General features: G+C 57.6%; 21 protein-coding genes. 15 read left to right on the top strand and 6 right to left on the bottom strand.

Features of this window, described 5'->3' with window-relative positions:
* Nucleotides 1-185: 185 nt before the first annotated feature.
* The 3 genes from BM258_RS14435 to BM258_RS14425 form a co-directional block, all read right to left on the bottom strand.
* Complete coding sequence (locus tag BM258_RS14435; protein WP_090073521.1) at nucleotides 186-3,554, bottom strand: error-prone DNA polymerase; 3,369 nt, start codon at nucleotides 3,552-3,554, stop codon at nucleotides 186-188.
* A gap of 95 nt (nucleotides 3,555-3,649) precedes the next feature.
* Nucleotides 3,650-5,356 (bottom strand): Y-family DNA polymerase, encoded by a 1,707-nt coding sequence (locus BM258_RS14430; protein WP_244544705.1) that lies wholly within the window; start codon nucleotides 5,354-5,356, stop codon nucleotides 3,650-3,652.
* A complete protein-coding gene (locus BM258_RS14425; protein ID WP_090073431.1) occupies nucleotides 5,265-5,933 on the bottom strand; it encodes an ImuA family protein in 669 nt (222 codons plus the stop codon). Before BM258_RS14425 ends, BM258_RS14430 begins: the two co-directional genes overlap by 92 nt.
* A 220-nt stretch (nucleotides 5,934-6,153) precedes the next feature.
* Here BM258_RS14425 and BM258_RS24955 point away from each other — a divergent pair, with 220 nt between their 5' ends.
* From BM258_RS24955 to BM258_RS14415, 3 genes are all read left to right on the top strand, one after another.
* Nucleotides 6,154-6,288, top strand: coding sequence for a hypothetical protein (locus tag BM258_RS24955; protein ID WP_280141774.1), 135 nt, complete (start codon nucleotides 6,154-6,156; stop codon nucleotides 6,286-6,288).
* A gap of 463 nt (nucleotides 6,289-6,751) precedes the next feature.
* Entirely contained in the window at nucleotides 6,752-8,047 is a 1,296-nt protein-coding gene (locus BM258_RS14420; protein ID WP_210186755.1) for a glycerate kinase type-2 family protein, read from the top strand.
* The gene (locus BM258_RS14415; RefSeq protein ID WP_090073427.1) at nucleotides 8,044-8,547 is read left to right on the top strand and encodes a YaiI/YqxD family protein; all 504 of its coding nucleotides are present in this window, start codon (nucleotides 8,044-8,046) and stop codon (nucleotides 8,545-8,547) included. Before BM258_RS14420 ends, BM258_RS14415 begins: the two co-directional genes overlap by 4 nt.
* A gap of 52 nt (nucleotides 8,548-8,599) precedes the next feature.
* Here BM258_RS14415 and BM258_RS14410 read toward each other — a convergent pair whose 3' ends face one another.
* Complete coding sequence (locus tag BM258_RS14410) at nucleotides 8,600-9,283, bottom strand: RluA family pseudouridine synthase (protein WP_090073519.1); 684 nt, start codon at nucleotides 9,281-9,283, stop codon at nucleotides 8,600-8,602.
* Between the two features lie 544 nt (nucleotides 9,284-9,827).
* On the opposite strand from BM258_RS14410, the gene BM258_RS14405 reads away from it, so the two are divergent.
* The 7 genes from BM258_RS14405 (at nucleotide 9,828) to BM258_RS14375 (ending at nucleotide 18,693) form a co-directional block, all read left to right on the top strand.
* On the top strand, nucleotides 9,828-10,088 hold the full coding sequence (locus BM258_RS14405; RefSeq protein ID WP_090073518.1) for a DUF4212 domain-containing protein: 261 nt from the start codon (nucleotides 9,828-9,830) through the stop codon (nucleotides 10,086-10,088).
* Nucleotides 10,089-10,108: 20 nt separating this feature from the next.
* Nucleotides 10,109-11,881, top strand: coding sequence for a sodium:solute symporter family protein (locus BM258_RS14400; protein ID WP_090073426.1), 1,773 nt, complete (start codon nucleotides 10,109-10,111; stop codon nucleotides 11,879-11,881).
* A gap of 118 nt (nucleotides 11,882-11,999) precedes the next feature.
* Entirely contained in the window at nucleotides 12,000-13,841 is a 1,842-nt protein-coding gene (locus tag BM258_RS14395) for a DUF294 nucleotidyltransferase-like domain-containing protein (protein WP_090073424.1), read from the top strand.
* 161 nt (nucleotides 13,842-14,002) lie between these two features.
* Nucleotides 14,003-14,524 (top strand): hypothetical protein, encoded by a 522-nt coding sequence (locus BM258_RS14390; protein WP_090073422.1) that lies wholly within the window; start codon nucleotides 14,003-14,005, stop codon nucleotides 14,522-14,524.
* Nucleotides 14,525-14,563: 39 nt separating this feature from the next.
* A complete protein-coding gene (locus tag BM258_RS14385; protein ID WP_090073419.1) occupies nucleotides 14,564-14,929 on the top strand; it encodes a response regulator transcription factor in 366 nt (121 codons plus the stop codon).
* Nucleotides 14,930-14,946: 17 nt separating this feature from the next.
* Complete coding sequence (locus tag BM258_RS14380) at nucleotides 14,947-17,106, top strand: 3'-5' exonuclease (RefSeq protein ID WP_090073417.1); 2,160 nt, start codon at nucleotides 14,947-14,949, stop codon at nucleotides 17,104-17,106.
* A 102-nt stretch (nucleotides 17,107-17,208) separates the two neighbouring features.
* Nucleotides 17,209-18,693: a helicase HerA domain-containing protein gene (locus BM258_RS14375; protein ID WP_090073517.1), complete on the top strand. Its 1,485-nt coding sequence runs from the start codon at nucleotides 17,209-17,211 to the stop codon at nucleotides 18,691-18,693.
* 40 nt (nucleotides 18,694-18,733) lie between these two features.
* On the opposite strand, the gene BM258_RS14370 is transcribed toward BM258_RS14375, so the two are convergent.
* Nucleotides 18,734-19,645 (bottom strand): LysR family transcriptional regulator, encoded by a 912-nt coding sequence (locus tag BM258_RS14370; protein WP_090073415.1) that lies wholly within the window; start codon nucleotides 19,643-19,645, stop codon nucleotides 18,734-18,736.
* 143 nt (nucleotides 19,646-19,788) lie between these two features.
* Here BM258_RS14370 and BM258_RS14365 point away from each other — a divergent pair, with 143 nt between their 5' ends.
* The 4 genes from BM258_RS14365 to argE all read left to right on the top strand — a co-directional run bounded on the left by BM258_RS14365 (nucleotide 19,789) and on the right by argE (nucleotide 24,083).
* Nucleotides 19,789-20,763 carry a Bug family tripartite tricarboxylate transporter substrate binding protein gene (locus tag BM258_RS14365; protein WP_090073413.1) on the top strand — a complete coding sequence of 325 codons (975 nt, stop codon included), beginning with the start codon at nucleotides 19,789-19,791 and terminating at the stop codon, nucleotides 20,761-20,763.
* Between the two features lie 105 nt (nucleotides 20,764-20,868).
* A complete protein-coding gene (locus BM258_RS14360; RefSeq protein WP_090073410.1) occupies nucleotides 20,869-21,378 on the top strand; it encodes a tripartite tricarboxylate transporter TctB family protein in 510 nt (169 codons plus the stop codon).
* A 12-nt stretch (nucleotides 21,379-21,390) separates the two neighbouring features.
* Entirely contained in the window at nucleotides 21,391-22,872 is a 1,482-nt protein-coding gene (locus BM258_RS14355; RefSeq protein WP_090073408.1) for a tripartite tricarboxylate transporter permease, read from the top strand.
* A gap of 5 nt (nucleotides 22,873-22,877) precedes the next feature.
* The gene (gene argE / locus BM258_RS14350; protein WP_090073406.1) at nucleotides 22,878-24,083 is read left to right on the top strand and encodes an acetylornithine deacetylase; all 1,206 of its coding nucleotides are present in this window, start codon (nucleotides 22,878-22,880) and stop codon (nucleotides 24,081-24,083) included.
* Nucleotides 24,084-24,208: 125 nt separating this feature from the next.
* Here argE and BM258_RS14345 read toward each other — a convergent pair whose 3' ends face one another.
* Nucleotides 24,209-24,748 (bottom strand): RNHCP domain-containing protein, encoded by a 540-nt coding sequence (locus BM258_RS14345; RefSeq protein WP_139229283.1) that lies wholly within the window; start codon nucleotides 24,746-24,748, stop codon nucleotides 24,209-24,211.
* A gap of 525 nt (nucleotides 24,749-25,273) precedes the next feature.
* Here BM258_RS14345 and BM258_RS14335 point away from each other — a divergent pair.
* Complete coding sequence (locus tag BM258_RS14335; protein WP_090073515.1) at nucleotides 25,274-26,389, top strand: NADH:flavin oxidoreductase; 1,116 nt, start codon at nucleotides 25,274-25,276, stop codon at nucleotides 26,387-26,389.
* Nucleotides 26,390-26,458 lie beyond the last annotated feature (69 nt).

The following is a 26,458-nucleotide window of genomic DNA, read 5'->3' as shown; positions in this document are numbered from 1 at the left end:
GCGCAATCCGATTTTGCCAGTTTGCTCAAAAAATTAGCAATTGCCTACGAATTCCCCACCAGCTTTCTTTCGCACCTGCGAAAGGCTCCGGCGCAATCTATCCACCTCTGGGGAAAACAGACTTTTGACCTGCCAAAACCGATATCCGGCACGCATCCGCACACGAAATCCGCACACGAAATCCGCTAGTGAAAATCACGGCTCGGGAATAGTTTCTTGGCCTGCTCGCGGGGGTGTCGGGCCCGCGATGGTACGCGCTCTAGCCCCTTGGCCGGACGCCCCCGTGGCGCCTCATCTGCCTGCGGATTGGTGATGCCGACAGCATCATCAAGCGGATGTCCCAACTCGGAGAGCCGGTGCGACAGATCTTCCACCCGCTCGGCAATCAGATGCACCACAATGCCCTCCTTCTGCAGCGTACCATGCACCCTGAGCAATCGCCCCGTAATCACCGCCCGCCGGAATGCCTTGTAGATCTTGGGCCAAACAACGACGTTGGCAACGCCGGTCTCATCTTCCAGTGTCACGAAAATGACCCCCGACGCAGTACCGGGGCGCTGCCGGGTGATGACCAGACCACAGACGGTCACTCTCTTGAGCGAAGTGACCATCAGATCGCCATGGGTGGTCAGATCCGGCATGGAGGGGCGCAGCAGTTCCATCGGGTGCGCCCGCAGGGACAGGCGCATGGAAACATAATCCTCTACCACCTCTTCCCCCAGATGCATCTGCGGCAAGGAGACCGAGGGCTCATTGATGCACTCGCCATCAATCGGATCGTTGAACAGCGGCAACGGCTTGAGGCCAGACAGGGCCTTGACCTGCCAGAGCGCCTCGCGTCGCCCCATCTCCATGCTGACAAAGGCATCCGCTTCGGCCAGTCGCTCCATCGCCCCGCCTTTAAGGCCTGCCCGCTGCCAGACGCTTTGCGGATCGGGGTAGCCGTTGCCTCTTGCTGCCACGATCCAGTCGGCATCCTCGGCGGAAAAGCCCTTGATCTGGCGAAAGCCGAGCCGGATGGCCAGCGCCCCATCCAGCCGCCGCTCGAGCATATTGTCCCAAGCGCTGTTATTGACGCAAATGGGCCGAATCTCGATGCCATGCTCGCGTGCATCCCGCACAATCTGTGCCGGCGCATAAAATCCCATCGGCTGGGAGTTGAGCAGGGCACAAGCAAAAACCGCAGGGTGATGGCATTTGAGCCATGCCGACACATAGGCCAGCATGGCAAAAGCCGCCGCGTGGCTCTCCGGAAAGCCATATTCACCAAAACCCTCGATCTGCGAAAAGCAGCGCTCGGCAAAATCCTTGTCATAGCCTCGCTCCAGCATGCCACTCACGAACCTCTCCTTGAAGCTGTGAATAGTCCCCATCCGCCGGAAGGTGGCAAGCGAGCGCCGCAGCCGGTCGGCTTCCTCGGGGCTAAAGCCAGCAGCCACCACGGCAATCTGCATTGCCTGTTCCTGAAACAAAGGCACTCCGAGCGTCTTTCCCAGCACCTCTTCCAGCGCCGTGGAGGGGAACCAGACCTTCTCCCGCCCCTGCCGTCGGTTGATATAGGGATGTACCATCCCCCCCTGAATGGGGCCGGGCCGCACGATGGCCACCTCGACCACCAGATCGTAAAAGGTGCGCGGGCGCATGCGGGGTAGAAAGTTCATCTGCGCCCGACTCTCCACCTGAAACACCCCCACCGCATCGGCCACGCACAGCATGTCATAGGTCGCCCCGTCCTCCTGCGGCACCGAGCCGATGCTATGCACAAGCCCCTCATGCTCCCTGAGCAGATCGAAGCTCTTACGGATGCAGGTCAGCATGCCGAGGCTCAGAATATCCACCTTGAGGATGCCCAGCGCATCAATATCATCCTTGTCCCACTCGATGATGGTACGGTCTTCCATCGCAGCATTCTCGATCGGGCAAAGCTCATCCAGCCGCCCGCGCGTAATGATGAAACCGCCCACATGCTGAGAGAGGTGACGCGGGAAACCGATAATTTCAGCGATCAGGCCGATAGTCTGCATCAACCGCCGGTCACTCGGATCAAGCCCCAGCTCGCGCATCCGCTTCATGTCCACCCCATCGGTCGACCAGCCCCAGATCTGGCCGGAAAGTGCCGCCGTCACATCCTGCGACAGGCCCATCACCTTGCCCACCTCGCGAATGGCCGAGCGTGTACGGAAATGGATCACCGTGGCGCAAAGGCCAGCACGGTGACGGCCATAGCGCTCATAGATATGCTGGATCACCTCTTCGCGCCGCTCATGCTCGAAATCCACATCGATATCAGGCGGCTCGCCACGATGCTCAGAGACAAAGCGCTCGAACACCATGGTGATGGTTTCCGGCGCCACATCGGTAATCCCGAGAGCAAAACAGAGGATCGAGTTGGCCGCAGAGCCGCGCCCCTGACAAAGGATATCCTTGCTGCGCGCAAAAGCCACGATGTCATGCACGGTGAGGAAATAGGCAGCGAACCCGAGCTTACCGACAAGCGCCAGTTCCTTATCGGCCAAAGAACGGGATTTCTCCGGCACCCCTTGCGGATAGCGCCGGGCAAGCCCCTCATTGGTCAGCCGCTCAAGCCGCGCCTGCGGACTTTCCTCACCCGCCACCTCATCGGGATATTGATAGCTCAACTCATCAAGGATGAAGCTACAGCGCATGGCAATCTCAGTGGCGCGCCGGATCGCCGCCGGATGGCGCCGATAAAGCCGCACCATATCCGCCGCTCCCTTGAGCCTCCGCTCAGCATTGGGCAGAGCGCGGGAGCCGATATCATCAATGGTGATATGTTCGCGCAAGCAGGTCAGCACATCGGCCAACTGCCGCCGCCGCCCGTGATGCATAAGCACATCCCCCACCGCCACCATGGGAGCAGCCAACTTGTAGGCAAGGGCAGAACAGGCATCAAACCAGGCCTGATCCGACCCATTATAGGCAGGCGCGGCCCCCAGAAAAACACGTCCGGGGAACTGGGCCACCGCCCGCCTGATCTGCGGCTCGACATCGGGGTATTCCAGCCCTGCCTGCGGCAGAGCAATCAGCATCATCCCCGATCCGGCTTCCAGCAGGTCGGCAAAATGAAGAAGGCATTCCCCCTTCTCGGCCCGCCGCTTGCCAAGGGTCAACAGCCGCGTCAGCCGCTGATAGGCAGCCCGATCTGTGGGCAGCGCCACCCAATCAAGGGAGCTGTCGGTAAGCACCAGACGCGCCCCGGTAATAAGGCGCGGCAGCTTGACCACCCCAGCAGCCGATAGCTCAGCAGTTCCCTCGGCGTCCAGTGGTTGACGGCTGGACGGATCGATCCGCTGGCTAGAGCGCAGCTTGATCGCCTCCAACTGCTTGTCGGCTTGCTCCTCGATCTGGCGTTTCAACTCCTTGAGTGCGGAAAAAGCCCGCACCACACCAGCCAGAGAATTCCGGTCTGTGATGGCAATCGCCTCCAACCCAAGCTCGGCTGCGCGAATGACCAACTCTTCAGGATGAGACGCCCCCATAAGGAAGGTAAAATTGGACGCGACACACAGTTCCGCATAAGCGGTCGGCCGCATCGTGGCCAACTGCTCGGGCGACACGGCACCGGAATTCGGCGTCGGCCCCTTTGCAGGTGGCGTGGCCGCGCCTTGTGCGCGGGTGGGATTACTCGTCATGCAAATTCACCCTGCACGAACCAACTGGAAAGATGGGTCAAACGGTTTTGTGGCGTATGGAACAGCCAGAGACGCCAACCCTGCCGCGTCTCCACCCACCAATAGTCCCGAATGCCAGACCGCCATGCAGGATCCTCCCACCACCATTCCGGCGCAATCCGTTCCGGCCCGCGCGCATAGGCCACGGACAGCTGCATCCGTCGCCAACGAAAATGTGCTGGCGGCTCACGGCGCACAGGATCAGGCTCCGAGGATAAAGGCAGCACGATGGGCTCAGGCGGAAACAGCCGCACAGGGCGCGGTGAGCGGGGACCGCTGGCCTCTTCGTTCTGCGTCCCCTCTTTGCGGGCGTCCCGATCAGCCCCCTTTTTTCCTCCAAGCCCCGGCCAGGCGGCAACCGCTTTGGTCCATGCAGCAGGTTGCAAAGAAAAACTACGCTCTGGAATATGGCTGTCGGCAGGAACAAAGCGCAGGATATTCTCTAGCCCTATGCGACTACCAAGCCGGGAGACCAGATCATCTAGCGCGTGATCTTCGCCCCTTGATGCGGCTTCCCTGTCCGCCTCACGGCCCCCATTGCTCAACACCACGCTCGTCATCTGGTCATCGGCCATGGGTTCTACAACAGTGGCTTCCAGCCGCATCATGTCGATCCCGAAACCGGCATCCACCTCGCCCACGCTGCGTTCGAACAGAGGCAGAATCCGCGCCGCTTCCCGCATCGGACGCGCCAGCCGCAATTCCACCTGACTGGCCTCCATATCCATGCGCCGCATGGTCAGTTGCAACACCCGCGCTCCGGCGCCCTGCCGGTCCAGCTTGTTGCAAAGCCGGTCCAGCAGTTTGGCCGCCACCGCCATGACATCATCGGCCAGCCCGATCGGTTCGGGCAGGCTCATCCGCACCCCGTAATGGGGCGCCTCGGACAGAGGAGAGATGGCCTCCTCCCTGTGCCCCAGCGCCTGATCCAACCGCATCAAGGGCTCCAACCCGAAGCGGCGGGTCACCGTCGCCCGTGGCAGGGCATAAAGCGCCTCGATGGTGCGCACCCCAAGCCGCATCAGCCCCGTGCAGACCTTTTCTTCCAGCCGCAAGGCAGCAACCGGCAAATGCCCGATAGCAGCAAGTGCCTTGCCCGAAAGAGCCAGCCGCACCGCAAGGCCGGAAGATCTTTTCTCATGCGCCGCCGTGCTGGCCTCCGTCTCAACATGTCCAGAACCGGAAGCATCCCCCCGGGCCTCATCGGGCATCCAGCCGCCATAATGGGCCAGCGCCCAAGCCGCACCGCGCGTATCCGCAAGCCCCTGCTGCACGGAAATTCCGCCTCGCGCCAAACGCTCCTCGATGACCTCCAGCAGCGCCAGTTCGCCACCAAACAGATGAGTGGAGCCCGTCACATCCAGCAACAGGCCGTCGTCGCCATCCAACCCAACCCAGGGGCAGAAGCGTCCGGCCCAACGCGCCAGCAATTGCAGGAAATGCGCGTCCGCCTCACGATCTGCCGGCATGGTCTGCAAGGACGGGCACAGGGCCCGGGCATCTGCCAGCCCCATACCGCGCTGAAGCCCTTCCCGCTCGGCGCTCTCATTCAGGCAATAAAGCCGCTCGGCATTACTCTGCTGCAACGTGAGGGCAAAAGGAGTCGTCCCCACCGCGCGCCGCAGAATGCGGTCGCTCGCCAGCCTCGGAAACCACAATGACACGACGCGTCTCTGCATCCCAAACAAGATCCCAACACCCTAATGTTCCTGATTTGTTCTTTATAAGCTGCCAACGCTGAAGAGTCGAGTCGGGAGTCTGAAGCGACTGCATAGCCACCTGATTTTGCCGGAATTTCGGGGAGAAGAGCGGTGTACAATGCCAGCGACTTTCCGCCGCATTATTGCCCATCCCCTCGCCGATCATCAAAATGCCCGTAGCCTTGCCTTCCTCTGCGGCCAATTGCAGGCGTCGCCCCGCCGTGAAGGTGAGATCACGCGGCACCTCAGCCACCACTGTCGAAACAGCGCCAGACCGCAAAGCTTCTTCGGCAGCGGCCAACATGGCTTTTTGATCAGACACCCGCACCAGCAGCACATGGCGCGGATCACAAAACAGCGCCAATCCATCCGGATTGAGCCCCTCCGCCCGCCACTCTTCAACCAGCCACATGGCTGGCCGCTTATCCATTCGCACCCCAACCCCGCAAGCAATCGCGGCAAAGACAGCGGCGCCCTGTCCGGTCACCTCATGCGCTCGTCCCCCTCTTAGAGGAAAGGCTTCATCAAACCGCTCATACATGTCTCACTCCGAAAAAGAACATAACAGGAACATATCACGTTTTTTGTCCCTTGTCAGCGCCCTTCGACATCACATATTTGCATCATCAAATTTGAAGATATGCATATGGTGCATAAATGAGTCGCAAACTTGTCTCTTCAAAATCTGCAGAAAACCGCCAAAATATGCATCAAGACGCCGTACGATACGAACCACACATGATGACGAGAAAGTGGAACCCATGTCCGAAAAAAGCCTCAACCCCTTTTCCCTCGCCCTGAAGATTTTCCAGAATCTTGGATCCTCAGAGCCGCGCGTTCATCCAAACCCGCGCGAATGGGACGCCATGACCTTCTACGACCACAGAGACAACTAAAATACGTAAAAATATCTAAGAAAATCCGCAATTTAGGGCCTAGTCATGCAGTCCCATCAAGGCTGGTAGGCGATAAAACCTCTTTTGCGCATAAGACGAAAGTCTTAAACTGTCCCTTGTAAGTGAGCCAACGAAGCCTCTGCAAAGAGGCGAGGTCATTTGCGACGGGGACCCCCTCTAGTCTCATGCTGCCTCCTCCCCGATTTTGCATGAGATTCGACCCCCGCCCAAGTGGCAATCATGCCCTGTCCCAGATCCGTCTGGGACAGGGCATCTTTTTTGTGCCAACACTCCTTTCGCCTTCCCCGAGACATGCAACAAGACAGCCCTGAAAGACGATCCTTGAAAGAAAGGACCTGCTTTTTCACAAGCCCTCTGCTTGCATGCCCTCAACAAGGAGACATGACTGGTCCTTTTCCCGCCGCACCACTATAGTCATACCAAACAAACGCGGGAGGCGATGGTGACAGACACCGGAAATGACATCGAACAATTGCGCGATCTGGCAACAGCCCTGTTTGAGGCAGGCGTTGCGGCGGCAGATCCACGTCTGGCTCTGGAAAAGACATTCGAACAAACCCCTCTGGTTCCCCTGCAAGAAGGGCGATATCTGATCATTGCCCTTGGCAAAGCGGCGGGCGCCATGGCGCAAACATGCCTCAAGGCCCTGCCAGCGGACACTGCCTATGAATGTCTTGTCATCACCAACTACGAAAATGACGCCCCCATTGAGGGAGCAACCTGCTATGCGGCAGCCCATCCGGTTCCCGATGAAAACGGCCTGAAAGCGGGCAAGGCCATCATGGATCTGCTGGCAACGACCACCCCTGAAGACCGCGTCATCGTATTGATCAGTGGCGGCGGCTCAGCTCTCCTACCTGCGCCGCTCCCAGGCCTCAACCTTGACGATAAAATCGCTATCAACAAGTTGCTGCTCGCAAATGGCTACAATATTCAGGAAATGAATCTGGTTCGCCAAAACCTGTCTTTGCTCAAAGGCGGCGGCCTCAGCCAATTGGCAGCGCCTGCCCCTGTTCAGAGCTATATTCTCTCCGACGTGGTCGGTGATGATCTCAGCGTCATAGCCTCGGGCCCGACCAATCCGCCGCTTGGCAGCAAGAAAGACGCTCTGGCCCTGTTTGAAGCCAAGGGCCTTGTGGATCAGTTGCCCCCATCAGTCAAAGCCGCACTGGAGGCAGACGGAGGAGAGGCGGAGATCGATTTCTCCAATACGACCAACCTGCTCATAGGCTCCAACCGGCTCAGTCTTGATGCCATATTGGAGTCCCTGCCCATGGGCTGGCGCGGTCTCATTCTGGACGACCTGCTCGAAGGCGACGTGGAAGAGATCGCCCCCCAGTTGCTCGAAGCCGCCAGAAACGCGCCCGAAGAGCAGAAGACTGTCTATATCTGGGGCGGCGAAACCACTGTCACCCTGAAGGGCGATGGCAAGGGCGGACGCAATCAGGAACTGGCCCTGCGCTTTGCAGCCGCCAATGAAGCCAACCCGATTGAAGGGGACTGGGTGTTCTTGTCCGGCGGCACCGATGGACGCGATGGACCAACAGACAGCGCCGGAGGGCTGGTGGATGCCGAAACCCTCCACCGCATTCGCCAGACCGGCGAAAGACCACAGGCGCTTCTGGCCAACAATGACAGCTACAAGGCCCTTGAACTTGCCGGTGATCACCTGATGATCGGCGCCACGGGCACCAACGTCGCAGATATTCAGATCTGTCTGGTGGACAAAGACAAATGAGTGAAGAACAATCGGAGCAAGCAACCTCCCGACCGGTCGAAATTCTGGTCGACGCCGATGCTTGCCCCGTCAAGGAAGAGGTCTACAAGGTAGCCGAGCGCCATGGCGTTCCGGTTACGCTTGTGGCCAACCAGTTCATGCGCCTGCCGCGCAAAGACGAATGGGCGGTGCCCATCTCTTTCGTCAAGGTGGAGGATGGACCGGATGTGGCCGACGACCATATCGCCGACATTGCCCACCCGAAGGCGGTGGTGGTCACAGCCGACATTCTGCTCGCCCAACGCTGCATAACAAAGGGCGCCAGCGTCATCGGCACCACCGGCAAGCCTTTTACGGAAAATTCCATCGGCTCGGCAGTCGCCATGCGCAACCTGATGGCGGATTTACGTGAGACCAGCGACATCGGCGGCGGTCCGCCCCCCTTCTCCAAGGCCGATCGCTCACGCTTTCTTTCAAGTCTGCATGAAACACTGGAACAGTTGAAACGGCGTAGCGCCTGAATGCCCCGAACCGCTTGGCTAACCAAACGGCCAGACTTAACAGACGACTTCGCTAGCCAAACGGACAAGGGCTGATGAAATCCATCCATTCCCCCTTGTCTGGATGAATGAAACGTAGCGTTTCGGCATGCAGCATCAGCCTGTCTGCAGCGTCCAAGGCCTCGCCTTGGGCATAGAAGCGATCCCCCATGATGACATGCCCCAGACTGAGCATATGAACGCGCAGCTGATGGGAACGCCCCGTGTGGGGGAACAGCCGCACCAGCGTGCTGACCGCATCGCGGTCGATCACCTGCCAGTCGGTCACCGCCTTCTTGCCATGCTCGAAGGACACCATCTGCTTGGGCCGGTTCGGCCAATCGCAGATCAACGGCAGATCCACCGTGCCCCGATCCTCGGCCATTGCGCCCCAGACCCGCGCCACATAGCTCTTCTCGACCTTGCGCTTTTCAAATTGCCGTCCCAGATTGCGATGGCAGTCATCAGTGCGCGCCAGCACCATGATGCCTGAGGTATCCATATCCAGCCGGTGAACGATTCGCGTATCGCCAAAATGCTGTCGCGCACGGTAATCCAGACAGTCCCAATGCTCTTCAGCCTTGCCCGGCACACTCAACAGGCCCGATGGCTTGTTGATGATCACAAAATGCGCGTCCTCATAGAGCACTTCGAGATAGGGCTCCGTGGGCGGGCTGTAATTGACCAGAGGCGGGGTCAGGCTGGGCGGATGTGACATGGCTCTCATATGCATGAGCGCGGCGGCAAGGTCAATCACCTAACGGCTCGCCCCCCTTTCAAGAGCCCAACAACCGCATTTGAAAAGACGGGATTTCCCGCCCAAAACCAGCCCGTAGCACACCAAACAGCAATCGATACCGCAGCGCAACAAAGTCCGCTCACGCGGCTTCGCGCATGCAAAACAAAGCTTCAAAATTAGACTTTCCTATAAATAAAACTAAAGTAAAAAGACCAGTCAAAACCACCCAACCGACCCAACACTTCAGTATAAATCCCTTTTACACATCAAGAGACTAAAGGATAAAGGAATTATACGAAACATCAATTGAATTACCCCACCCTCTCATTTTAGATCACAGCAAGGATAGATGCCTATATTCAGGTTATCTGTGTCTTACAACTCACAGGGTCTTGTCATAAGTCGGAATAAAAAATGTCGCGGTGCAGCTGAGGAACTCTACCGAAACAGACATAGCCGTCCAAAACAGACCTTTCAGAATGGAACATGAGCCGCAGAGCGGTTCAGCACCATGGGGGGAAATATGACCGAGAATACTGACTCCGGACATGCCTATTGGAAAGCCAACCTGAATCTGATCGCGATCTGCCTTGTCATTTGGTTCGTCGCATCCTTCGGGTTTGGTCTGCTTCTTCGTCCTGCCCTATCCGGCATCGCTGTCGGTGGATCCGACCTGGGATTCTGGTTCGCCCAGCAGGGCTCTATTTGGGTCTTTTTGGGACTCATCTTCTTCTATGCGATCCGCATGAACGCGATCGACAAGAAATTCGGCGTTGAAGAATAAGGAACGCGAGAGGCTAGACTATGGATCTTCAAACTCTTACCTACATCGTTGTGGGCGCGTCCTTTGCGCTTTACATCGGGATTGCCTTCTGGGCACGCGCCGGATCGACCGGTGAATTCTATGCCGCCGGTCGCGGCGTCCATCCGGTTGCCAACGGCATGGCAACGGCGGCTGACTGGATGTCGGCTGCATCCTTCATCTCCATGGCGGGTCTGATTGCCTTCAACGGCTATGGCGCATCGGTGTTCCTGATGGGCTGGACCGGCGGTTATGTGCTTCTCGCCATGCTTCTGGCGCCTTACCTGCGCAAATTCGGCAAATTCACCGTTCCGGAATTCATTGGTGACCGCTTCTATTCTTCCACCGCACGCATCGTGGCCGTGGCCTGCCTCATCATCTGCTCGATCACCTATGTTATCGGCCAGATGAAGGGCGTTGGCGTTGCTTTCTCCCGCTTCCTCGAAGTGGATGCATCCACCGGCTTGCTGATCGGTACCGCAATCGTGTTTCTTTATGCGGTTCAGGGCGGCATGAAGGGCATCACCTACACCCAGATCGCCCAATATTGCGTTCTGATCCTTGCCTACACCATTCCGGCAATCTTCATCTCCATGGAACTGACCGGCAGCTTCCTGCCGCAGGTTGGCCTGTTCTCCGACCATGTTTCCGGCACCCCGCTGCTCACCAAGCTTGATCAGGTGGTTACCGACCTCGGATTTGGCGAATATACCGCCTTTACATCCAACCCGCTCAACATGTTCATGTATACCATGTCCCTGATGATCGGCACCGCAGGCCTGCCCCACGTGATCATCCGCTTCTTCACCGTGCCGAAGGTCTCCGACGCACGCTGGACCGCAGGCTGGTCTCTGGTCTTCATCGCGATCCTCTACACCACCGCTCCTGGCGTTGGCGCCATGGCTCGCCTCAATCTGATGGACACCATCCAGACCGGCACCATTGGTGCGGAAGACGGCAACCTGCAATATGAAAACCGTCCAGACTGGTTCAAGAATTGGGAAACCACCGGTCTTCTGAAATTCGAAGACAAGAACGGCGACGGCCGCATCCAGTATTACAATGACAAATCCGCAGACTTCCAAGCGAAAGCTGACGAATTTGGCTGGAAAGGCAACGAGTTGTTCGTAGACCGTGACATCATGGTTCTGGCCAACCCGGAAATCGCCAAACTGCCAAACTGGGTGATTGCACTGGTCGCAGCCGGTGGTCTTGCCGCCGCGCTCTCCACTGCTGCCGGTCTGTTGATGGCCATTTCGTCAGCCGTTTCCCATGACCTGATGAAGGGCACCTTCACACCAAACATCACCGAGAAGCAGGAACTGCTCTATGCCCGTGTCGCCATGGCCGTTGCAATCGTGATTGCCGCCTATCTCGGCCTCAATCCTCCGGGCTTCGCCGCTCAGGTTGTGGCTCTGGCCTTCGGTCTGGCAGCCTCATCGATCTTCCCGGCTCTGATGATGGGGATTTTCTCCAAACGGGTAAACTCCAAGGGCGCCATCTTCGGCATGCTGGCCGGCATCCTGTCGACCCTGCTCTACATCTTCATGTATAAGGGCTGGTTCTTCATTCCGGGCACCAACATGCTGGCGAACACCACGGAGAATCATTTCCTTGGCATCGCACCAGAAGCGTTCGGCACCATTGGAGCGATCATCAACTTCGCAGTTGCCTATGTGGTCTCCTCCATGTCCGCAGAACCTCCCAAGGAGATTCAGGAACTGGTCGAAAGCATCCGCGTGCCAAAAGGCGCAGGCGCTGCAATTGATCACTAAAGGCTCTGGCTGCGAGGATCTCTTAAGAGTCCTCGCGACCTGAAACAAGACAATTCGAGAGATCCCGCCGCACATCGCGGCGGGATTTTTGTCCGCAAATCAGCCGGAGACAGGAAACATGAGCCTACCGGATTTTGCAGAATTCGCCAGCCACAGGCATCCGTTTGATCTCATCGAGATGAGCCGTCTTGCAGTGCTTGCCCGAAACACTCTCAAAATCGAGGTTGCCAAGGGGGAGACCATTTTGTCCGTTGGCCAGAAGGTGGAAGGGCTCTATCTCATCCAGTCTGGCGAAGTGGATCTTATTACCCCTGAGGATACACTGCTTCTGCATCTCACGGTGGGCAACTGCTTTGGCGAGCGCGCCATGCTGAGCGATGGCCATGCCCCTAACCGCGCCGTTGCCAATCAGGATTGCACCCTGTTTGTCATCCCCAAATCTGAATTTCTCGACCTGACGGAGACCCTGCCGTCTTTTCACGCCTTTTTCGATAGCTCCCTCATCAAACGCGCAGCAGCCGCAGGACAGAGCGATTCGACCACCGATCTCATCTCGATCACCATCGGCGCGTTGATGACCCCCGATCCGATCACCATCGGTCCGGACATGCCGGTCACGGAAGCTGCACAGTTGATGCGAGCCAAGAATATCTCCTGTCTGCTGATCACCCAAGAGGATCGCCTGATCGGCATCCTGACCACAGGCGACATGGCTCATCGGGTCGTTGCCGCTGGCCTTGGGCTCGACACACCCGTGCGCGCCGTCATGACAGCCGATCCCTTTACGCTGGGGCCTGACGCTCTGGGCTTTGACGCCCTCCTCTCCATGATGGAACGCACCCACACCCATCTGCCCGTTGTGGCAGACGGCAAGCTGGTCGGCATCCTGACCAACACCAATCTGGTGCACCGTCAGGCTGTCTCCGCGCCCTTCCTCATTCGCGACCTGCAACGGCAGAATGATTTTGAAAGCCTTGCGACCATCGTCGCCAAGGTGCCGCAAATGCTGGCCCAGCTCGTAGGCTCCGGCGTAGATGCCCATAATATCGGCCGCATCGTCACCAATGTTACCGACAGTCTGACCCGGCGTCTCGTGCAATTGGCTGAAGAAAAATTCGGCCCCGCTCCCGTGCCCTATCTCTGGCTGGCCTGTGGCTCGCAAGGACGACAGGAGCAGACCGGCGTCTCCGATCAGGACAATTGCCTCATTCTGGATGAGGGCTTTATCGAGGCCGAACATGGTGCCTATTTTGAACAGTTTGCCCGCTTCGTCTCCGATGGGCTTGATGCGGCAGGTTTCTACTATTGCCCCGGCGAGATGATGGCCACCAATCACCGCTGGCGGCAGCCCGTCTCCGTCTGGCGCGGTTATTTCGACAAATGGATCGACCGCCCCGACCCCATGGCCCAGATGCTGGCCAGTGTCATGTTTGATTTACGTCCCATCACGGGCAATGAAAGCCTCTTTGCTGGCCTTTATCAGGAAACGCTGGAGAAGGCGAAGAAGAACAGCATATTCAGGGCGCACATGATCTCCAATTCGCTGGGACATACCCCTCCGCTCAGCTTCTTTCGTGGCTTTGCGCTGATCCGCAAGGGCGAGCATAAGGACACCGTTGACCTCAAGCTCAATGGTGTCGTACCCATCGTCGATCTCGCCCGCGCCTATGCCCTGCAAGGAGCAATCACGGCAGCCAACACCCGCGAGCGTCTCATTCAGGCAAGAGATCAGGGCACCATCAGCCAGGAAGGCGCACTGGGACTGATCGATGCCTATGACCTGATCGCCACCATACGGCTGGAACATCAGGCCCGTCAGATCCGCGAGGGCAAGACACCGGACAATTTCCTCGCTCCCGCGAGCCTCAGTGAACTGGAACGCAACCATCTCAAGGATGCTTTCATCATAATCAAGACCCAGCAATCCGCCCTTGGTCACGCGCAGGGTGCCAACATCTAGCCTGCCCCATACCGGCGTCTAAGCCATTGGGTGGCCTACGAAATGCTGCCTTATCACAGGGCTGTATTCCGTGTCACAAGAAAGCATGGACAGGAATGCCCGCCGCCCTGACGTCAGCGACGCAGCCCCCTTCAAGTTCAACCCGCAAGGAGCCCTTCTGTATGTTGTTCATTTTGCTTGGAACCTTCATAGCTGGCATCGGCGCAGCGGGGGCAGCCGTCGTCGTCTATAAATTCATCCTGCGCCGCCCGCGCCCCAAGGGGGCTATTCCCATTTCCGCTGGTGTCGCCATGATCCTTCTGCAGATCGTGCTCGACTATGGCTGGTATTCCCGCGCAACTGCGGATTTCGGCGATGATGTCGTGGTGCTGCGAACCGCCGAGGGCACAAGTCTGCTGCAGCCTCTCTCCTACATCATCCCCCGCACGGACCGCTTCCTTGCCTTGAACAAGGCCAGCATGAGAAGCAACGACAATCTGCCCGGTATCAAGCTGGCGGAATTGTTTCAGGCAGAAAAGGATGGCCCGACAACCTCTATCTGGCAGTTGATCGATTGTCCGGGCAAGCGCCGCGCCGATTGGACCCACACCATGCCACCAACCATGCAAGACCTCGAGGGGCAAGCCAAATGGTACGAGCTTGAAGAGAGTGATCCGCTGTTTGACGCCGCCTGTGAGAACTAGGACAGAAACACCATAAAGGAGGGATCTGGGAGGAGCATCATGACGAAATCGATATTGGTGGTGGATGATGAACCAACCATGGCCTTTGCGCTTGAGCAGCTCATGAAGGCTGAAGGCTATCAGGTGACAACCGCCAGCAGCGGCCAAAGCGCTCTGGACTGTGCCCGCAAGGACCACCCGAACCTCATCCTGCTCGATAGCTCCCTGCCAGACAGGGATGGTTATGACATCTGCCAGACCATCCGCAAGGATGGAGCGAACGAAGATGTCACCATCATCATGATGAACACATCCAGCCGACCAATCGAGCTGGAAAAGGGGCGGGCCTGCGGCGCGAACGGTGCCCTGACCAAACCTTTCTCGCTCGCCACGGCGGCAAAGACCATCAAAGACTATCTGACATAGGCAAGAAACCGGCAACCATGGCACCACCGACAAACAAATTGGAACGACTGAGCCTGAGGCTTCGCATCTTCTTGTTTTTCGCGCTGATTGCCGCAAGCGCCTTAGTCATCATCGCAGCCAGTCTCTATTTTGCTCTTCAGCGCATAGGCCCGGAGGCCACGCCACATCTGGTTCTGTTTGGAGGCATTGCTGCCTTTGCGATCCTCTTTGTCACCGGTTGGGTTTGGCAGAAATTCGATCTCAATGTCGCCCAGCCCATCGAGCATATCTCCAAGGATGTACGCTCCCTCGTCCATGCTGGCGCCTCTCGTGGGATGGATCAGGAAACCGGCAAATATCTCGGCCTGCTCAATCCGGCCATCAGAGAAATCACCAACGCGCTGACCGAGGCCCGAGACGAGACAGAAAAGCAGATCGCAGACGCCACAGAGGAAACCCACAAGCAGACAGCACGGCTTGAAAGCGTCATCAGCAATCTTGAGCAGGGTGTGCTGATCTGCTCGCTGGATCACAAGATCACACTCTATAACAAGCGCGCCCTGAAGATCCTGCATGTATCAGGCGAAATCGGCCTTGGGCGCTCGTTATTTTCCATTGTCTCGGCGGCCCCTTTTCGCCATGCTCTGGAACGGCTGGGCCACCGCTTACAGGAAGGCCGCCACAAGCATCACAGGGAAGGGCTCAGCCAGCTTGTCATCTGCGCTACGGCCGATGGCAAACACACGCTGCAAGGCCGTGTCACGCTGTTACTTGACGATGCACAACAAAGCCCCACCGGCTTCATTGTGACCTTTGATGACATGACCCGCCAGCTTGCAGACAATGTCGAGCGCGACAGCCTTTTACAATCAGCCCTCAGTGATCTGCGTCATCCGGCCGCCAACCTTCTGGCCTCAGCCGAGATACTGGCCGGTGACTATGCGCTTGCGCCGGAAGCGCGTCTTACCCTTGAAAAAATGCTGGCAGAAGAAGCCAATAGCCTCTCAACGCGCCTTGAGCAATATGACAAGCGCTCCCATGACATGCTGACCAGCGCGTGGCCCATGAGTGATGTCTATTCCTCATCCCTGTTCAACTCGGTCCTGCGACGCAACAGTTCGGAAGACCTGCACCTGACTTGCGAGTTCATCGGCGATCCTGTCTGGCTGCATTGTGATTCCATCACCATTGTCGAACTCATCGAATATGCCCTGCGCAAGGTGGCCGAGATCACCGGACAAAGAGCCTTCCTGCTGCGGGCCAGCGAACAGGATCACAAGATCTATATCGATCTGCATTGGCATGGAGCACCGCTCAGCGTTGCCGCTATCAATGGCTGGCTCGATGATCCGCTTGATCCCGATCTGGGGGGCATCACCAGCCGCGACGTGCTCCAACGCCACAAATCCGATTTCTGGAGTGCACCGGCTCCCGATGGCACGGCCCATCTGCGCCTGCCGCTCAGTCTTCCCCGCGACCATCACACGAACCAGCCACAGGACGAGCAGATGCTTCTGCTGCCTGAGCGGTTGGAATTTTATGATTTTGAGCTGATGGAGCGCAAATATCTCGGCGCCCTCGAAGACCGCCCCTTGCGGGAGCTGGATTTCGTGGTCTTCGACACCGAGACAACCGGCCTTGATCCATCCGGTGGCGATGAGATCATTTCCATTGCGGGCGTACGCATCGTCAACGGGCGCATCATGCATGGCGAGATTTTTGACCAGTATGTTCATCCGGGCCGAAGCATTCCGCCCGCCTCAACCAAAATCCACCATATCAGCAACGAGATGGTGGCCGATGCACCACCAATTCAAACCATACTGCCTCGCTTTCATTCCTTTGTCAGCGATGCCGTACTCGTGGCGCATAATGCCGCCTTTGACATGAAGTTCCTGTCGCTGAAACAGGATGAAACCGGCATCCGCTTCACCAATCCGGTTCTGGATACCGTGCTGCTCGCCGCCCATCTCCAAGGCCAGACAGGCAGCCTGACGCTGGATGCGCTGGCCGAGCAATTCGACATCGAGATCCCTGCCCAAATGCGCCATACGGCGCTGGGCGACTCGCTGGCAACGGCCCAGCTCCTGCTCCGCCTGATCGATCTGTTGGAAGCATCCGGTGTCCAAACCCTGCGCGATGCAGTAGCTGCGGAGAAAAAAGCCGAGGCTATCCGCCGCCAACAGGCCCGCTATTAACTCAGTTTGGCCCGATCGCACGAAACTCTATTGATCTGGAGCGCCGAATCTGAAAAGTTCGCCGCCGATCTTTCTTTTTCCTCACAGGATAATTGTATCACGATGACCGTCAGCATTGATCTGGGGACCATGAAACTGGGCCAGCCGGCCCAAATGGATCTGGAAGAACTGCTGGCCACCCGCCTTCTGGTGCAGGGCAACTCCGGATCGGGTAAATCCCATCTGTTGCGCCGCATCCTCGAGCAGAGCGCCAAATGGGTTCAGCAGATCATCATTGACCCGGAAGGGGATTTCGTCACGCTGGCCGAGAAATACGGCCATGCGGTGGTGGATGCTGTCGGCACAGAAGCCGACCTGACCATGATCGCCGCCCGCGTGCGCCAACATCGCATTTCCGCCGTGCTCAATCTGGAAGGCCTTGATGCCGACCGCCAGATGCGCGCCGCTTCGGCCTTCCTCAATGGCCTGTTCGATATCGACCGGCAATATTGGTATCCGGCCATTGTCATCGTCGATGAAGCCCAGCTTTTTGCCCCCGCAGCTGGCGGTGAAGTCAGCGAAGAGGCCCGCCGGTCCTCTCTTGGTGCCATGACCAACCTCATGTGCCGTGGCCGAAAACGCGGTCTTGCCGGTATCATCGCCACGCAGCGTCTTGCCAAGCTGGCAAAGAACGTCGCCGCCGAAGCCTCCAACTTCCTGATGGGTCGAACCTTCCTTGATATCGACATGGCCCGCGCAGCCGATCTGCTTGGCCTTGAGCGCCGTCAGGCTGAGACCTTCCGCAATCTGGATCGCGGTCAATTCGTTGCCTTGGGCCCTGCGCTTTACCGCCGCTCGGAAACGGTCACCATCGGCGCAGTGGAAACCTCGGCACGCTCCTCAAGCCCCAAGCTAATGCCGCTGCCCGATGTGCCGCATGACAATATCGATGAGCTCCTGTTCAAGCCCGGTTCAGATGAAGACCCAAGACCCGCCATGGCTCCTCCGCCCCCGACCACGGCAGAGGTCATGCAGCAATTGGCCAATCTGAGGCTGGATCGCGAATTCGGTGGCGAAACCGAGCCGCAGCTTGATCTCGACCCGGGCCTTAGTGCCGAAGAGCGCGAAGCAATTCTGCATCAGATCCTTACCGATCTGCTGGATGATCCGGACGCAGCCTATCAGCCGGTATCCGTGCTCTATCAGGATTTTCAGGTGCGCTGCCGCATCGAAAAGACCCTCAAGACAACGCCAGACCTGCAGGAATTCCGCCAGCTTCTGGCCGTTGCCCGCGCTGGCGTTGACGCAAAGGAAGAGACACTCGACGAAGACCAGTGGAAACAGGCAGGCATCATAGCCGACCAGTTGCCCGAAGACATGCGCGGAGTGTATCTGCTGCTCGCCAAGGCTGCCCTTGGCAAGAAGCCCTGCCCCACCAATCTGGAACTGGCAACTGCCTATGGAACCCGCTCTCCCTCTCGCGCCCGCTTCCTGCTGACCTATATGGAAGAACGCGGCTATCTGGTCTGCGCCAACGATCTGCGCGGCAACCGTATCGTTACGCTCAAGGATCTGGGCGTCCAGACCGAGCCGGGAAATCCGGACTGATCTCTCCGGTTCCGTGGCACCGGGCACGGGACGCTCAAGGCTAGAGGATCACACCGGCCGTCTTCAAGCGCCCGATCTCGGTAGCCACCACCTCCGCAAAGGCCAGACCGATGCCGCTCAAGGGGCGATCCTTGGGCACGAATTGTGCGATATCCCAACGGATGGATGGCAGCAACGGACAATCAACGACCTTGTCCTCATCAAGCAGCAGACAGGCAACAGGGTCAACAATGGCCAACCCCCCCCCCATCTCCACCAAACGCACGACCCCGTGCAAGGTGCGCGTTTCGGCAACAATCGCCCGCTCCACTTCGATGGACTGCATCATATAGTCGATACGCGTGCGCAGTGGGCTGCCAGGCGCCAGATCCACAAAGGTTTCCCTTTTCAGATTCTGCAGGGACACTTCCGACAGATGCTGCAGCTTGTGCCCCTTGGGCATGAGACAGCGCGCTTCACAGATCGCCAGCGATGTCACATCAGCACCATAGGGGTCGGCATCCAGCGTGATTCCGAGAGCGAAATCGCAGCTGCGCTCAGCCACCATGCGCATGATTTCGCTCATGCCGGTATCACGCAGTCTGACGCTCACATGTGGATGTGTCTTCTGAAACTCGGCAATGGCATCAATGAGAAATGTGTCACAGAAAATGGGCTGCGCGGCGATGACCAGATGCCCGCGCTGGTTGTTGGCGATGGCGCTGGCTTCTTCGGAAAGGGCACTGATGCTTTCCAGCCCCCGAACCACCGTCTGATGAAACTGGAAAGCCTCCGGCGTAGGGATCAACTTGTTCCGCTTGCGCAAAAACAGGGCAAATCCCACCCGCGTTTCAAGCGCCATCAACAACCGGCTGATCATCGGCTGGCTCAACCCTAGCTCGTCTGCAGCACTGCGCATGCCGCCCAGTCGGATATAAGCATCAAACGCCTGCAATTCGCGGATTTTCATCATTTTGATCTGCCTCAGTATTACAAATATGCATACTGTCTTATTTTCTTGCAAAAAAGGGAATACTGTGAAAGAAAGTTTTTGTGGATTATCCAACACCTTCCAAAGGTCTTTTTCGGACCGCAGTCTAAGAGGTTCATTAAAACATGAAAAAAATTGTTTCCGCCCTCGCGATGGCGACCGCTCTTTTCACTGGCGCAGCTATGGCCGAAGACAGCTACCCGACCCAGGCTGTTACCCTCACCATTCCTTATGGCCCGGGTGGCGCATCCGACCTTGCCGGTCGCGCTCTTGCTGAAACCGCCAAAACCTATCTCGGACAGCCGATCACCGTGGTCAACAAACCCGGCGCAGGCGGCATGAACGGGGCCCGTTCTGTTTCAGAAGCAGAGCCAGATGGCTACACCCTGCTGCTGGCTCGCGTTGGCATGGCACTGACCCCAGCTGTCAACCCGCAGGCTTCTGTCAACTGGGACGCCTACACCTTCCTTGGTGCGCTTGAAGCAACCCCGATGATTCTCGCAGTGAAGGGCGATTCCCCTTACAACAGCGTTGAAGAGCTTCTCAAAGCCGTCAAAGACAGCAATGGTGCGATGACCTATGCCGCTTCCGGCGCGACGGCTATCGACGGTTTCACCTCTCAGGCCCTGTTGTCTGATGCTGGTATGGACCCACTGACCGCAGCCACTCTGGTGCCTTACAAAGGTGGCGGCGCACTGGCAACCGCCCTGCTCGGTGGCCATGTTGACTTCCTTGCCGTTTCTGCCGGGTCCCTCATCCCGCATATCGAAAGCGGCGACATGAAAGCCCTGATGGTCTTTGCTCCGGAGCGCATGGCAAAACTGCCAGATACTCCGACTGCAGCAGAGCTGGGCTATGAGCAGGCTGGTCAGGTCACCGGCTGGAGTGCTCTTTATGCGCCGAAGGGTCTGCCAGAAAACGTCATCGCCAAATGGGACGAAGTTCTTGGCAAAGTGGCTACCGATGAAACCTGGTTGAAGCTGGCTGGCCGTCGTGGCTCCATCTCCACCGTGGGCAAAATTGACATGACCAAATATGCCAAAGAACAGTATGACCTGTTCCATGGCCTTGCCAAGAAATTCGGCTACCTGCCGGAATAAGAAACGCTCTATCTGCTGAACAAGAAGAGTAAAAACTCTACATCATCTGACAGCAAGCGTGGCCCTTTCCATTAGGGCCACGCCCTTTGTTGGGGACTTCCCGCCATGCACACTTCCTTTCTTCGTAGCCCATGGTTCTGCGGGCTGCTGATTGCGGCCTTCTTCGCCTTTGTCATTTTTGCCCTCATCCCGGTGTACGTACCGCGCCCGGCCTTCATTCCAGGCTTTGCGCCACCGCCGGATATGTGGCCCCGCACCGTCTCCATAATCGGCTGTGCCCTTGGTCTGCTTCTCTTCGTTCTGGCTCTTCTCGGGCGTGCGGTAGAGAGCGAGGCACTTGAAACCGACCATGCCCCGAAAAGCGTTCTGATCACCCGCTTCATTGGCGCAATGGTCGTCTTTATCGCCTATGTTCTGCTGTTGCCCTATGTCGGTTTCCTGATTGCCTCGATGGCCCTGACCGGTGCGATGATCCTTCTGACCGGCGAAAAGAACTATCGCTATTGGGCCATTGGCCTGACGCTACTGGGGCCGATTGTGCTTCAGTTGGTGTTCCACTCGGCGCTCGGCACACAATTCCCTGTTGGCATTCTGACCAAACAATTTGGCTTCTGATCGGAGACACTCATGGCACACGACATTCTCTATGCCTTGCAGGCTGTAGCTACCTGGCAGAATCTCCTGATCATGGCCGCAGGCATCTGGGGCGGCGTGATCATTGGCGCCATTCCAGGCATGACCGGCACAATGGCAGTTACTCTCGCCTTGCCCTTTACCTTCTATATGGAACCGGTTCCCTCCATCCTGCTGCTGGTCGCCCTCTACAAGGGTTCGACCTATGGCGGCTCGGTATCCGCTATCCTGATCAAGACCCCCGGCACCGCTTCAGCTGCCTGCACCGCCCTTGATGGCTATCCCCTTGCCCGTCAGGGCAAGGCGGGCAAGGCGCTCAATATGGCGCTCTATTCCTCGGTTATCGGCGACTTCATCTCCAACCTGTCGCTGATCTTTCTGGCAGCCCCACTGGCCATTCTGGCTCTGCGCGTCGGACCGCCGGAATATTTCATGCTGATGCTGTTTGCCCTCACCACAGTTGCTGGCGTTTCGGGCAATTCTCTGCTGCTCGGCCTCATCTCGGCAACCTTCGGCCTGTTGCTCGCAACCGCAGGCGAAGACCTTTATGGCTCCTTCCGCTTTGCCTTCACGGATGACATGCAGGCTGGCCTCTCGGTTGCACCGGTTCTGATCGGCCTGTTTGCCCTGCCAGAACTGCTCAAACTCATCGTCTTCCGCGCCGCGCACAAGAATGAGGCCGCCAAGCTGGGCGACCAGAAAGTGAGCCGGAGCGAGTTCATCGGCTCGGTCAAATCCATTTTGCGCGGCTCCGTCATCGGTGCTGTACTGGGCGCAATCCCCGGCATCGGGCCTTCAGCTGCGGCTTTCTTCTCCTATGGCGAAGCGCAGCGTACCTCCAAGAATGGTGACAATTTCGGCAAGGGCGAGCTGGAAGGCATCGCCGCCTCCGAATCCGCCAACAATGGGGCTTGCGGTGCAACCATGATCCCGCTGCTTGCCTTGGGTGTGCCCGGCGATGTCATCACCGGCGTCATGCTCGGCGCCTTCATGATCCAGGGCCTCACTCCCGGGCCGCTGCTGTTCCAGACCAACATCCACGAAGTCTATATGCTGTTCATCGGCATGCTCTTCTCCTCGGTACTGTTGTTCTTTGCCGGGAAGGTCATCATGCGCGGCTTCTCCCATGTTGCCCGCGTTCCACAATCCCTGCTGGCTCCGGTGGTCCTGCTGCTCTGCCTGTTTGGCATCTACTCCATCGCCTCCAGCATGTTCGATGTTGCCATTCTGCTCATCATGGGCGTAACCGGCTTCATCATGTTCCTATTGAACATCCCTGCAGCACCCTTCCTCATCGCCTTCATCATCGGGCCGATGATCGAGGAAAACCTGCGCCGTGCACTGGCAATTTCCCGTGGAGATCCATCTGTCCTGATTTCCTCTCCGATCACGATGATTTTCGCCGCACTGATTATCCTCGTCGTCGGGCTCACTGTCCGACGTGAATTCCTTAAATCCCGAAATAGAAAGGCTTGAGACCAATGAGCCTCACCATCGAAGCCCCCGCGCTCCAGCATCCTGCCCTTGAACAGGCCAAGGCGCATCTGGGGGCTTTGATTGGATATGATTCCGTATCCAGTCGTTCAAACAGAGCGCTTATCGACTACGCAGCCGAAACTCTCGAGAAATTGGGCGCAGAGGTTACGATCCTGCCCAATGAAGAAGGAACCAAGGCCAATTTGGTTGCCCGGTTTGGCCCGGCCGATGTGCCCGGTGTGGTGCTGTCAGGCCATACAGATGTGGTTCCGGCCACAGAAGACAGCTGGGTGACCCCCCCCTTCTCAGCCGATGAGAGAGAAGGTCGCATCTATGGACGCGGCGCCTGCGACATGAAAGGCTTTGGCGCTTGCGTGCTGGCGGCGGCGGCTTCCTTTGCCACGGCTGACCTCAAACGCCCGATCTATATCTGCTTCTCCTATGATGAAGAAGTAGGGTGTCTGGGAGCCCCTGCCATCGCGCGCTGGTTGGCCGATCTGGATGTGCCTCCCGAGCTAGCCATCATCGGTGAGCCATCCGAAATGAAGCTCATCACCGGCCAGAAAGGCAAAATCGCCATGCGCGCCCATGTGAAGGGCACGTCGGGGCATTCTTCTTTCGCACCAGAACATGTGAATGCGGTGGAATATGCCTCACGTATGATCAGCACCATCGCAGAACGCGCAGACCGCTATCAGGTCGAAGGTCCGTTTGACAAGGATTTCACAGTGCCTCATGCCACCATGTTGACCACCATGATCACGGGGGGCGTGGCAACCAACGTGACGCCGAGCGACTGTAGCTTCACCTTCGAGCTGCGTTCGATCAGTGGTATGGATGCTGAAGGCGACATGAAGGCGCTGCTTGAAGGCATTGAAGCCGACATCGCGACCAAGATGACCTCCAAAGCGGCCAATAGCGGCGTGACGTGGGAAAGGATCTTTGCCTATCCCGCCATGGGCGATGCACGAGGCACCGATGCCTTTGAACGCCACGCTCATCTTATGCCCGAATGGGGCGGCAAGGTGTCGTATGGCTCCGAAGGCGGTGTGTTCGAGACCATTGGCAAGATCCCGTCGGTCATCGTTGGTCCAGGCTCCATCAAGCAGGCACACAAGCCGAATGAATTCGTTGATATCGATCAGCTGGATCTCTGCCTCGGCTTTCTTGACGAGCTGACACACGAGCTTGAAAAGCCTCATAAAGGCTGAACAACACAGTATGACACGACAAAAAGGCCGGTTTCCCGGCCTTTTTCTTTGGTCTGCTCCGATACCATTGATCGGTTTGACAGACGGGCAACGCATTGGTCTATCCTCCACGCTGCCCATCCAACTCATGGCGACCATCTCTTGCCGAATAGAGCTATGTGAAGAAGCTCCTCATCATGGCTGTCCAGCAGCCGGATACCGGCTTCATTTATAAGACGCCGCTGCCTCTGGTCCATGATCAGGGACTGTTCAAACAGCGCAAGGATCAACTCACAGCAATCATCAGCCGCTATGCGGTTGATATTCACCGTGCCACAGCCGGTGCACAGGTGAACGATCATGATATCGCCTCCCCGCTCCCGGCCATATTTGTCAAAGCCATTATGCTTGCAGGTCAAGCCAACCGGTTCCATGCGTGCCCGACATAAGGAGGCACGGTTGCCCGGTTTGGTGTCGACATGCAGGGAATGCAAACAATGGGGGCAATGGTTGCGATGAACCGTGCCCATGTCAGAGGTCAGAAAAACCATCTGCTTGCAGTGCGCGCATCGAAATTCCCTGTCCGAGTTCTGCCACCGTTTGGTCTTGTGTTGTCTTTTCTTGCGATAGGGGGTGTCATCGGTGCGGAAGCTGCTCCGCCCGTGGTTTTTTTTGTCGTAAAACATGAGGTCTTGCCAAACATCTTGGAATAGATGATTGGGCAGGACAAAATCTCGACCGAATGTTTGGAAGTTGGAGATTTTGCTGCCAGCCAGATCGACCTGGTATGACAGCAGCAAGCTTTAGGAGCGGCTGATCAACGCACAGGACGACCGTTCCGCATCTGCTTGATGAAAGCCGATGCGGCGCTGGTTACATTCTCTGATGCGGAATAGCGCGACAAAAAACACCCCTTTTTGGTTGGTTTCGCGGCTTCATACAGCCGGAGAGAGAAAAGAGCAACCATCCGCACTACCATGCCTGCCAGATCTTGTGGCTTGTTGCAAAAAAGGCGCATGCGAAATACCTCTATCAACACCCTACCCTCAGTGGACGCCTCATGGCAGGATGGCTCGCCGCGAAAACAGAACGCCCATCAGACCACCTATTGAAACCGGCCATACAGTGAATACCTTATGGAAGAAGTAAGGTTTCCCGTTGCCCTTTTCCTCCCGCAACGCCTTTCAAACCCCACAGACAGTTATGATACGATGACAGATATTGATACAAGCAGCCTGTTTCGCCCCTTCTCTATGGGCTCCCTCAATCTCAAAAACCGCATCGTCATGGCCCCCATGACCCGCAATTTTGCCCCAGAGGGCGTCCCCAACGAGAAGAATGCGGAATATTATCGCCGCCGAGCTGAAGGAGAAGTGGGCCTCATCCTTTCCGAAGGCACCGTGATCGACCGCCCGGCCTCTCGCAATCAGCCTCATATTCCTTTTTTCCACGGCAAAGACGCCCTGGCCGGTTGGCAGAAGGTGATAGACGCTGTTCATGATGCTGGCGGCGCGATGGGCCCGCAGATCTGGCACACGGGCTCTACCCGCAGTGGTGATTGGGATCCCGGTGCACCGGTGGAAAGCCCTTCAGGGCTGGTTGGCCCGGGAGATCCGCGCGGCAACACCATGAGCGATGCCGATATCGCCGACACCATTGCCGCTTATGCTGCCTCAGCCAAAAGTGCCAAGGATCTTGGCTTCGACGTGGCAGAGCTACACGGCGCCCACGGCTATCTCATTGACCAGTTCTTCTGGGAAGGCACCAACAAGCGCACCGATGCATGGGGTGGCGATAGCCTCTTGGATCGCTCCCGCTTCGCGCTAGAAGTCGTCAAAGCTTGTCGCGCGGCGATTGGCCCTGCTTTCCCGCTGATACTGCGTATCAGCCAGTGGAAGCAACAGGATTATACAGCCAAGCTGGCCAAAAGTCCGGCAGAGATGGAAAGCTGGCTGACCGCTTTGGCTGACGCTGGTGTCGACATATTCCATTGCTCTCAGCGCCGTTTCTGGGAACCGGAATTCCCCGATGCGGATGGCGAAGACGGTCTCAACTTTGCTGGCTGGGCCAAGAAGCTTACCGGAAAGCCAACCATCAGCGTCGGCTCAGTCGGCCTCAGCACTGACTTCCTGTCGTCCTTTGGCGGGGAAGATGCCACCATGACGGGCCTTGAAAAGCTGATCGGGCGCATGGAACGCGACGAATTCGACCTCATTGCCGTTGGACGGGCGCTCATCAGCGATGCCGCTTGGGCGGCGAAAGTGCGCACCAATCGCATCGACGCAATCAGCTCCTTCGAGCGCGCCCATCTGGCAACGTTGGCCTGAGGCAGGCACATTCCAAAGCAAGCAAACAAAAAGGCCGGTCCCATCAGGACCGGCCTTTTTTGATTTCAG

The organism is Cohaesibacter marisflavi, assembly GCF_900115225.1.
GTDB lineage: Bacteria > Pseudomonadota > Alphaproteobacteria > Rhizobiales > Cohaesibacteraceae > Cohaesibacter > Cohaesibacter marisflavi.
This window is presented reverse-complemented; position numbering and strand designations above follow the sequence as displayed.